The sequence below is a fragment of the Streptomyces sp. SID486 genome (assembly GCF_009865385.1).
In the GTDB taxonomy this organism is placed as follows: Bacteria; Actinomycetota; Actinomycetes; order Streptomycetales; family Streptomycetaceae; genus Streptomyces.
In genome coordinates this window covers 1-9264 of sequence record NZ_WWJT01000640.1, presented here as the reverse complement: position 1 = coordinate 9264, position 9264 = coordinate 1, and the positions used below count along the sequence as shown (strand labels likewise).

General features: G+C 72.9%; 6 protein-coding genes. 3 read left to right on the top strand and 3 right to left on the bottom strand.

The genetic code is table 11. The annotated features are described in order from the left end of the window. Window positions 1-810: 810 nt before the first annotated feature. The 3 genes from GT045_RS30005 to GT045_RS29995 are packed head-to-tail and all read right to left on the bottom strand — an operon-like array spanning window position 811 to window position 5623. Window positions 811-2247 (bottom strand): MFS transporter, encoded by a 1437-nt coding sequence (locus GT045_RS30005; protein ID WP_345942797.1) that lies wholly within the window; start codon window positions 2245-2247, stop codon window positions 811-813. Beyond that, window positions 2244-4256, bottom strand: coding sequence for a PEP/pyruvate-binding domain-containing protein (locus tag GT045_RS30000; RefSeq protein WP_161336095.1), 2013 nt, complete (start codon window positions 4254-4256; stop codon window positions 2244-2246). Before GT045_RS30000 ends, GT045_RS30005 begins: the two co-directional genes overlap by 4 nt. After that, on the bottom strand, window positions 4253-5623 hold the full coding sequence (locus tag GT045_RS29995; RefSeq protein ID WP_161336094.1) for an ATP-grasp domain-containing protein: 1371 nt from the start codon (window positions 5621-5623) through the stop codon (window positions 4253-4255). Before GT045_RS29995 ends, GT045_RS30000 begins: the two co-directional genes overlap by 4 nt. A 362-nt stretch (window positions 5624-5985) precedes the next feature. On the opposite strand from GT045_RS29995, the gene GT045_RS29990 reads away from it, so the two are divergent. From GT045_RS29990 to GT045_RS29980, 3 genes are all read left to right on the top strand, one after another. Beyond that, window positions 5986-7266 (top strand): PAS domain-containing protein, encoded by a 1281-nt coding sequence (locus GT045_RS29990; RefSeq protein WP_161336093.1) that lies wholly within the window; start codon window positions 5986-5988, stop codon window positions 7264-7266. A gap of 164 nt (window positions 7267-7430) precedes the next feature. Beyond that, window positions 7431-8147, top strand: coding sequence for a hypothetical protein (locus GT045_RS29985; RefSeq protein WP_161336092.1), 717 nt, complete (start codon window positions 7431-7433; stop codon window positions 8145-8147). A gap of 220 nt (window positions 8148-8367) precedes the next feature. Next, a partial coding sequence (locus tag GT045_RS29980) for a serine/threonine-protein kinase (protein WP_161336091.1) occupies window positions 8368-9264 on the top strand: 897 nt, incomplete at its 3' end.

The following is a 9264-nucleotide window of genomic DNA, read 5'->3' as shown; positions in this document are numbered from 1 at the left end:
GCGGTGGCGATGGCCAGAGTGGTGCGCTTGTGACGCACGTGGAGGAGGCTCACGAGAAAAGGCTCCTTGTTGTGGTTGTGGGGGGATCGTCGCCCGGCCGGTACGAGGCCGGCCGGAACGCCTGTCGATGTGGAGTCGCGTTCGCACCGCGGGTGGACAGCGGCTCACATGGTGACGCGCACATGTCATTTCCGTGGGGGTGGGGTCGGGCCGGAACCCGGACGACCATCCCGGAGCGGGAGGAGTGGCTCACGGGTGCGGACCGCCTGCCCGGTGTTCCCAGGTCACCGGCGAAGGCCGGGTACCCGGGGACCCCCGGCGGCCCGGCGGTGCTCAGACCTGTCTGGCACGCCGTCGCCGAAGCAGCCGAAGCTGGACGGTGCGGGGTGGACCGGGACAGGGGTGCCGCATGAACTCTCCATGACATGTGGGGGGTTGGAGATGCATGCACGAGACAACCTCAACAGCGGCCCCGCGCGCCACGGTCGTGGATCAGATACGACAACTCCCCCACGTCTCCTGCACCGCATGGTCACCCGCCATCACAAACCCGCGGGCCCGTGCCGCCGTTCACGTCGATGCCCGTTCACGTCGATGTGCCGGACGCGGGCGACGGCCCCCGCGGCGGCCGGTGCCATCCGGACGCGGGCGACAGCTCCGCGGCGGCCGGTGCCGATCCGACGCGGGCGACGGCTCCTCGTCCCGGCCGGTGCCGAACCGACGCGGGCGGCGACTCCTCGTCCCGGCCGGTGCCGACCGGGACGAGGAGCAGGCCCCCCGGCGCCTGCTCCCGTCGGTCGGCCAGGTCGCTCAGGGATGCGGTGCGACACCCTCGTCGACCGGCAGGGACACCGGCTCGGCCGCCGATGCCCGGCCGGAGGCCGTCCCCGCGCCGGGCACCGGCCCGGAGCCCGGCACCGGCACCGACGCCGGGACCGGTTCGGGCGACTTCGCACGCTGGGCCGGTGCGCGGGCCTCGTCCTTCGTGCGCGGCGCCGCCCGGTCCGTCCGGCGCAGCGCCAGATGCAGTACAGGCATCAGGACACAGGTCACCGCCGCGCTCTGCCACAGCAGTGCGTCGAGCCGGCCGGACGCCAGGTACGCGCCCGCGGCCACCGCCGCGAGCGCGCACACCCCGCGGTCCACGATGCTCTCCACGGACAGCAGCGTGGCGCGCGGCGCACCCGCCGGGATGGCGTCGTTGATGAGTTTGCGCTGCACGGGATAGACGAACCCGGTGATCGCGGCGAACGCGCACAGCAGCGCCACCACGAGCCAGGGCCCGCCGAGGGCGGTACCCGCCAAGGTCACGGCGAGCGCCACGCTCAGCAAGGACACCCACTGGGCCGGCGTCAGCCGGCGGCTCAGCCACTGCGGGCGCGCCGAGGCCACCGCCTCGGCCACCGTCATGGCCGCGAGCACGCTGCCGTGGGCGCCCTCCCCGATCCCGTGGTCCAGCAGCACCGGCTGGAAGAGGTTGACCTGGCAGATGCGCGACAGCGTGAACACCGCCACGCCCTGCACCATGAGCAGCGGCAGCCACGGGGAGACGCGCAGGGCCCGCAGGGCGGCACCCGTGTCGCGCAGCAGGGTTCCGCTCCGCCGCCCGCGGTTGCCCGGCCCGGTGTCCGTGCCGCGCGGCGCGAGCCGGGGCAGCGCAAGTGCGCAGCCCAGCGACCCGGCGGCGCTGGCCGCGCTCAGCACGTACGGGGTCTGCACGGCCAGCGCCATCAGCGGGCCGACGAGCGGCCAGCAGACGACCTTGGCGGCCAGCCCCAGGGAGCGTGCGGTGCCCTCGGCCCTCAGGTAGTGGGCTTCCGCGCCCTCGGCACGCAGACCGTCGTAGAGATAGGCGCTCGCCGCGCCCGAGGTGAGCGAGCGTCCGGCGGCGATGGCGAGGAAGTGCACGAGGAAGCCGGTGTACGACGGGGCCAGCACCGGCGCCATGTTCGCCGCCGTCATGACGACCGCTCCCGCGCGCAGGCAGTTGCGGGCGCCGATCCGGTCGGCGATGGCACCGGTAGGTATCTCGAACAGGCAGAACGCGATGTAGTAGATGCTCTGGATGCCGAAGATCTGGTTGTCGGACAGACCGGCGTCGCGCTGGTAGGCGTAGAAGACCGGCATCCACCACAGCAGGTTGAACAGCAGCTGGAACCCGTTGTTCAGGCGGATGATCCGGCGGGCCACCGGGGAGGCGGCCGGCTCGGTCCGGCGGAGCCCCGGCAGGGGCAGGCGGCGCCTCACCGGGCGTAGGGGCGGATCTGGACCAGACGGAACGCCCCCTCGTCGGTCATCAGCCACTCGATGTCCAGGGCGTCGTCCACGTCCTCGGTGCTGAAGTGGGACTGCAGCAGCCGGCCGGTGAGGGCCAGCCGGGCGAGCGCCGTACGGGTCCGCGCCGGCAGGTCCTCGCCCGCGGTGCCGACGTCCATCGTGCGCCCACCGCCCTCGACGGTGTTGTACAGGTACTGCTGCGGCAGGATCGTGCCGTCCACCACCCGCTCCGGTGATCCGGGCGTGCAGTTGAGGTACACGTTGCGGAAGTCCTCACGCCGGGTCGGGTTGCAGGTCACCAGGACGCCCCCGAGGCTCGCGGACACGTACTCCTGGACGATCACACCCATGTAGGTGTCGTCCAGAGAGATGCCGACCTGGTGGCGCAGGCGCACGCTGCGCGGCGACAGCAGTGACGCCCACACCTGCCGGACGGCGTCCATGAGCTGGTCCGCTCCGCGGACGGTGGTCACCGAGTCGTAGATTCCCGCGGCGGAGAAGCCGGGCAGGTCCTCGGCGTTGGACGAGGAGCGCACCACCATGCGGTGCCCGCCGGCCAGCAGGCCCGGCACCGACGCGGTGATCGACCGGACCACCTCGTTGGGCATCGGCGTGCTGCGCACGAGGTGCTGCAGGCTCAGGCACAACGGGTCCACGATGTCGAGGGCTTCCAGTTCCAGCGCCATCTTCAGCTTGCCGATGCCCTGTTGGAGGGCCGGTGAGGAGGTCAGGAACAGATGGTGCAGGCGAAACGGCAGGGCCACGCCTTCGGGGGCGCGGACGGTCTCCGCCACGCAGTGGGCCGCGGCGGCCCGCAGCCGCTCCGGTGAGGCCCCCTGCTCGCCGAGCCGGGCGGCGAGATGGCCGAGGAGGTCGCGGCGCGGCGGGCGGGGGCGCGTGTAGAACGCGGTCAGGTCGGCGGTCCGGCTGTCCAGCACGTGGTGCAGTTCGCCGAGGTTGGCCGCCTTGGTGCCGTAACTGTCCTTGTCGGTGCGCCGCAGTCGGTGCAGGGCCAGGACCGGGGCCTCCTCCAGCAGCGGTGTCTCGATGCGGATGCGCTGCTCGTGCCAGGCCGGCTTCGTCAGGTCCGGTGCGGCGGAGAGCGGTTCGAGCGTGATGGAGTCCTCGCGCACGCGGTAGCGCACCCAGGCGCCGTCCAGGTCGTCGGGCCCCATGAGGGCGTCCAGGTCGCGGACGATCGCGTTGGGGATGCCCCACCCCGAGGCCAGCACGTTGGTGTGCGAGAGCGGTGTGATCGGGGCGGTGTTGATGAAACCGGCGACCCTGGGCACGTCGTCGGGCAGGCGGGGCATCGCGACGATGTCCGCCCAGCCGAGTTGCGGGGCGGCGGCCTCGTACTCGGCCAGGGTGCGGAAGTGGCGCAGGCGGCCCTCCGCCTCCCCCGGGTTGAGGCAGGTGCGGGTGCGGCTGCCGAACAGGGCGTGGCTCAGGATACGCGGCACGCGCGCCTCGCTGACCGTGGCCAGTTCCTGCTCCTGGCCGTGGTTGGCGGGCTTCAGCAGCAGCGGCAGCCGTCCGTCGAGGCGCCCGCGCACATAGAGGTAGAACTCCTCCAGCAGGGCGCCGTGCATGGTGTCCGCCTCGGTGGTCTCCAGGACCAGGAAGGGACTCTCGGAGCCGTCCGCCGCCTCCTCGCTGTGCAGGGACAGCACCCCGAGGAGGAAACGCCGTCCGGGGTCCATGTACACGGACGCGTTGAAGGCGTCGAGGTCGGCGTCGAGTTCCTCCAGGGTCATGCCGAGGACGTGGGTGGCGATGTAGTTGACGTGGAAGGGGTGCACCCGGGTGTCGAGGAGGTGCCAGGTGCTCTCGACACGGTCCACCACGACCTTCAGGTACGGGTGTCCGGCGAGCACTCCGGACAGCGTGCGGAACAGCGGCAGCGACAGGTTGGCGCCGACGACGGTGCGGTCGCCGCCGGTTCCGGGGACCTCGGTCTCGCCCAGTGTCAGGGTCATACCGCCACCCCCTGCGGGACGTGCACCGGCAGGATGCGCGGCATGGCGTCCACGAGGGCGGTGAAGTCGCGCACGACCGCCTGCGGCCGGTCGGCCGACAGCAGGCACAGACCCGCCATCGTGTTGGCGCCCGCGGCCGGGTCGTACACCGGCACCGGTGTGCCGTCCGGCAGCGAACTCTCCCCGACGACGGTCAGGGTGCTGCCCGCGCCGACCGGAGCCGAGCGCAGCACCGAGGCGGAGTCCCACACATGCCGGTCCGGCCACGGAGCCCCCGCGCCGTCCACGGCGAGGACGACCAGGGACCCGGCCGCGCCGTCGGCGTCCGCGGGCGTCAGCGCCCGCGAGGGCCAGTCGGGCGAACCGCCGAGCAGCTGCTCGGTGAACAGGGCGATCATGTCGAGCCCGAAGACCTCCTCGATCTGCGGCACGGTCATCGCCCCGCCGAAGCGGGCCGCCGTCTCGATCACCCACATACGGCCGTCCGCGCCCAGCTTGATCTCGGTGTGCGTACCGCAGTCCCGCAGCCCCAGCGCCTCCACGGCCCGCCGGGCCAGCTCCACCACCCTGTCCTGCGCCGCGCCGCCGATCGCGGCCGGGGTGATGCCGGCGCGTTCGGTGAACGGCGCCACGGTCGGCATCCGGCCGCTCAGGCAGACCGGCCGGAAGACGCCCTGGACGACCACCCCCTCGACGCTGACGTAGTCGCCCCAGCCGGATCCCTCGAACCACTCCTCGGCGCAGCCGGTGACGATCTCCTCCACGATGAAGTCCTCGCCCGCGCCGGCGACATGGAGTTCCGCGTAACCGAGCCGTGCCGACTCGGTCATCACGGCGTGCGACCGCGCCCAGGCGCCCGCGACGTCCTCGGGTCCCTCGATGATCTGATGGGCGGTCGAACCGGCGCTCCAGGCCGACTTCAGCAGCAGGGGGCCGGACAGTTCGGCCGCCGCGGCCTCCAGCTGCCGGAGGGTCGTGACGGTGCGGAACCGGGGCTGGGCTATGCCCCGGCGCTCCCAGGTGGCCCGCATCAGGCGCTTGTCGCGGGCGAGGGCCGCGGTGGGTCCGGCGCCCCGCAGGCCGAGCCGCTCGGACGCCTCGGCGACCGCCACCACCGCGTACTCCGAGAAGGTGACGACGGCGTCCGCGCCGACCTCGCGGGCGCGGGATGTGATGAGTTCGACCAGATCGTCCGTGCCTGCTGCCCCGCGGACCACCGAGGCACACAGCCCCTCCGCGCGCTCCGCCACACCGGCGGGCAGTTCGCTGAGTGCCAGCAGGTGCACGGCGGCCCTCGAGGCCACCCGATCCAGGGCGTACCCGACCGGGGGTCCGCCCTTCGCATGCACGTACAGCACCTTCGCCACGGCTATCCAACTCCTTCTGCTGTCGGGGTTCCTGCTCGGTTCGCGCGACGGTTCGCGCGGTGCGCGGCCCGGCGGCGGCCGGGGTGCGCCGACCGGCCGTCCGCCGATTCGCGGTCTGTTACCAGCGAAGCAGTCCGGGTGCCCGCCACACGGCGTCCCGAGCGTGAACGTCTCAGGCAAATGCCTTACTCGGCAGGGTGATTGCACACATGTGGAGGTCTGGTGATGTGTTAGTGCCCGGCGGGTGCGCACATCCCCGACATCCCGCGCGTCCCGGGCGGCCCGGCATGCGGTGACACCTACGGGACACGCATGATGTGTCACTCAACGTGATGTCCGTGCAAGATTGAAGGAGTTGGGCCGTGGACGAGGCCGATTTCAAGACGCTGCTGGCGACTCTCCCGGTGTTCTGGTGGGAGGCCGGCAGTGGGGCGGAAGTGGTGGAGGGCGGGGGCGGCGCCTTCGCGGACGCGCACACCGCGGACCGGTTCCTGAAGGCCCTGCGGGACGGGCACGACGGCCCCTCGGCTTTACTGGCCGGCGGCCCCCACCGGGCGCGGTTCGAGGACCGTACCTTCGACGTGAACTGGTCGGTCAGGGAGGACGGCGCCCGCAGCCGGGGCGTCGCGGTCGAGGTGAACGACGCGGCGGCCGGAACGGGCGCGTGCGCGGCCTTCGCCGACCTGAGCCCCGCCGCCGTGTTCGTCCGCGACGCCGACGGACGCCACGTCTGGGCCAACCACGCCTACGCCCACCTGTACGGGACCACACGTGACCGCCTGATCGGCCGCCACCTGGCCGAGACGGACGGACCCGAGGACGCGGCCCGGTTCCTCGCCTTCGACGAGGAGGTCCTCACCGGCGGTCACTCCGTCCGGCACACCCTCGTCTACCGGCGCCCGGACGGCTCCCCGGGGCACGCGGCCGGATACCGCTTCCCCGTCACCTGGGGATCGATGCGCTGCGTCGCGGGTATCTACGTGGACATCACCGAGTACACCCACGCCCTGGACCAGCGCCGCCGGGCCGAGGAGGACCTGCGGGCCCTGCGGGACCACAGCGGGCTGCCCTGCCTGCGGCTCTCGGCGGACGGGGTGGTCGGGGAGGCCAGTTCCGCGGTGGCCGAGCTGCTGCGCGTCCGGCTCCGCGACCTCGTCGGCTCGCCGGCCGACCGCCTGCTGGCCAGGACACCGGAACGCGCCGCGCTCCACAGAGTCTGGGACGACCTGATAGGCGGCCGGCGCAGAAGCGCGCGCACCAGTGCCGTACTCGTCGACGGGGACCGCCGGCAGCGGCGTGCCTGGGTCCATCTGAGCGCCGTGCGCCGTACCGGCGACTGGGTGCCGGACGTGTGGGCGGTCGTCACCGGACTCGGCCTGAGTCATGAGCCGCATCCGCCGCTGACCGCCGCCCAGGTGCGGATCCTCGCGCTGCTGGCCGCCGGGCACAGCAACGCCGGGATCGCCGAGGCGCTGCACCTGTCGCGCCAGACGGTCGACTATCACCTGAGCCGCCTGCGTCACCTCCTCGGTGGCGCGACCCGCCCGGCGCTCGTCGCCCGTGCCTACGTGCTCGGCATCCTCTCGCCGCATTCCTGGCCGCCCCGCTCCACCACTGCGGCACATCCGCTCAGCCCCGCCTGACGGGGCGCCCGCGGGAGGGGAGGCGGGCCGGCGGGCCCGGGCGGGGCAGCGGGCGCGAGAACGACGGAACGGCGTCGCGCCAGGGGGCGATTCGTTGCCGCCGCCCGGAGCTGCGTCCTCGTTAGACTGCACCGACGTGGATCACCAGGGGTGAGAGGTCAGGTATGGCAGGCAGCCGCGCGGACGCTCGTACCAGGCACCCGCGCCACGAACGCCGGGGCGAGGCGCGGCTGCCGGCGGTCGTCGCCACCGTGTGCGCCGTCGTCCTCTACCTTGCGCTGCCGCAGCGGCTGCTCATCGCACCCCGGTACGTGCTGCCGGCCCTGGAACTGCTGCTGCTCGTACCGCTGATCGCCATCAATCCCAAGCGTCTGACCCGTCAGACGAGGGCGTTCCGGATCCTGTCGCTGACGCTGGTGGCCGTCATCGCCGCGAGCAACCTCATCGCCCTCGGCATTCTGATCCACGAGTTGCTCTACGCCGGGGTGAAGGACGGGCACGCGCTGCTCCTGGCCGCGCTCCAGGTCTGGCTGACCAACATCATCGTCTTCGGGCTCGCCTACTGGGAGTTGGACCGGGGCGGCCCGGTCAGCCGCACGCAGGCGCCCCGCGCCGACTTCCCCCTGGCGGACTTCCGCTTCTCCCAGGACGAGAACGACGACGCCGTCGAAGAGGTCGCCGACGGCGCGAGCGGCACGTCCGACTGGGTGCCGACGCTGATGGACTACCTGTACGTGTCGGTGACGAACTCCACGGCCTTCAGCCCGACCGACACGATGCCGCTCACCACCCGGGCGAAGCTGATGATGAGCGTCCAGAGCATCTCGGCACTGCTCACCTCACTCCTGGTGATCGCCCGCGCTGTCAGCATCCTCCAGTGACGCGCCCGCCCACTTCGTCGACGGCATCGCCTGTGGCCTCCGGGACACCCGGGACCGCCCGGTTCCTCGCCGGACTCCGGCGATCCGGCGCCCGGTGACCTGCGGCGCACCACGCCCGGGGGGCCACGGACCTGCGGTGGCCGTGGGACGGCTCGTCGGGGGCGGTGGCCGTCTTCCGTATGCTGAGGCTCGATGCGCTGGGCGACTTGAGGGGGGGCGCGTGCCGCTGCACAGGGACGACCCGAGGTCCATCGGCGGTTACAAGCTGGTCGGCCGGCTCGGCGCCGGCGGCATGGGCAGGGTCTACCGGGGCAGATCACGTTCCGGCCGTGAGGTCGCCGTCAAGGTCGTGCACGCCCGGTACGCCCGCGACTCCGTCTTCCGCGCCCGCTTCCGCCAGGAGGTCGAGGCCGCCCGCCGGGTCAGTGGCGCCTTCACCGCGGCCGTGGTGGACGCCGCCCCCGAGGCCCAGACCCCCTGGATGGCGACCCAGTACGTGACCGGCCAGTCGCTCGCCAGCCGCATCCGCGACCGAGGTCCCCTGTCCGCCTACGAGTTGAGACCGCTGGCGCTGGGTCTGGCGGAGGCGCTGCGGGACATCCACCGGGCCGGCGTGGTGCACCGCGACCTGAAGCCGGCCAACGTCCTGCTGGCCGAGGACGGCCCCCGCGTCATCGACTTCGGGATCTCCCGGGCGGTCGAGAGCCACCACACGCTGACCGAGACCGGCCAGGTGATCGGCACCCCGCCGTTCATGTCCCCCGAGCAGTTCACCGACGCCCGCACGGTCGGTCCCGCCTCGGACGTCTTCTCCTTCGGGGCGCTGCTGGCGTACTGCGTCACGGGACACGGCCCCTTCGACGCCGGCAACCCCTATCTCACCGGATACCGGGTGGTCCACCACGCGCCCGTGCTCGACGGGGTGCCCGGCCGTCTGCGCGAGGTACTGGACCGCTGCCTGGCCAAGGACCCGGCGGACCGGCCCGAACCGGACGGTCTGGCGCGGGCGTTGGCCGAGGCGCTGCCGGAGCCACCGCCCGCCGCCCCCCGGACGCCGGCCCGGCGCCCGCTCGCCGGTCCGCCCCACGCCGCCGAGACCGCCACCGACCGCCTCCCC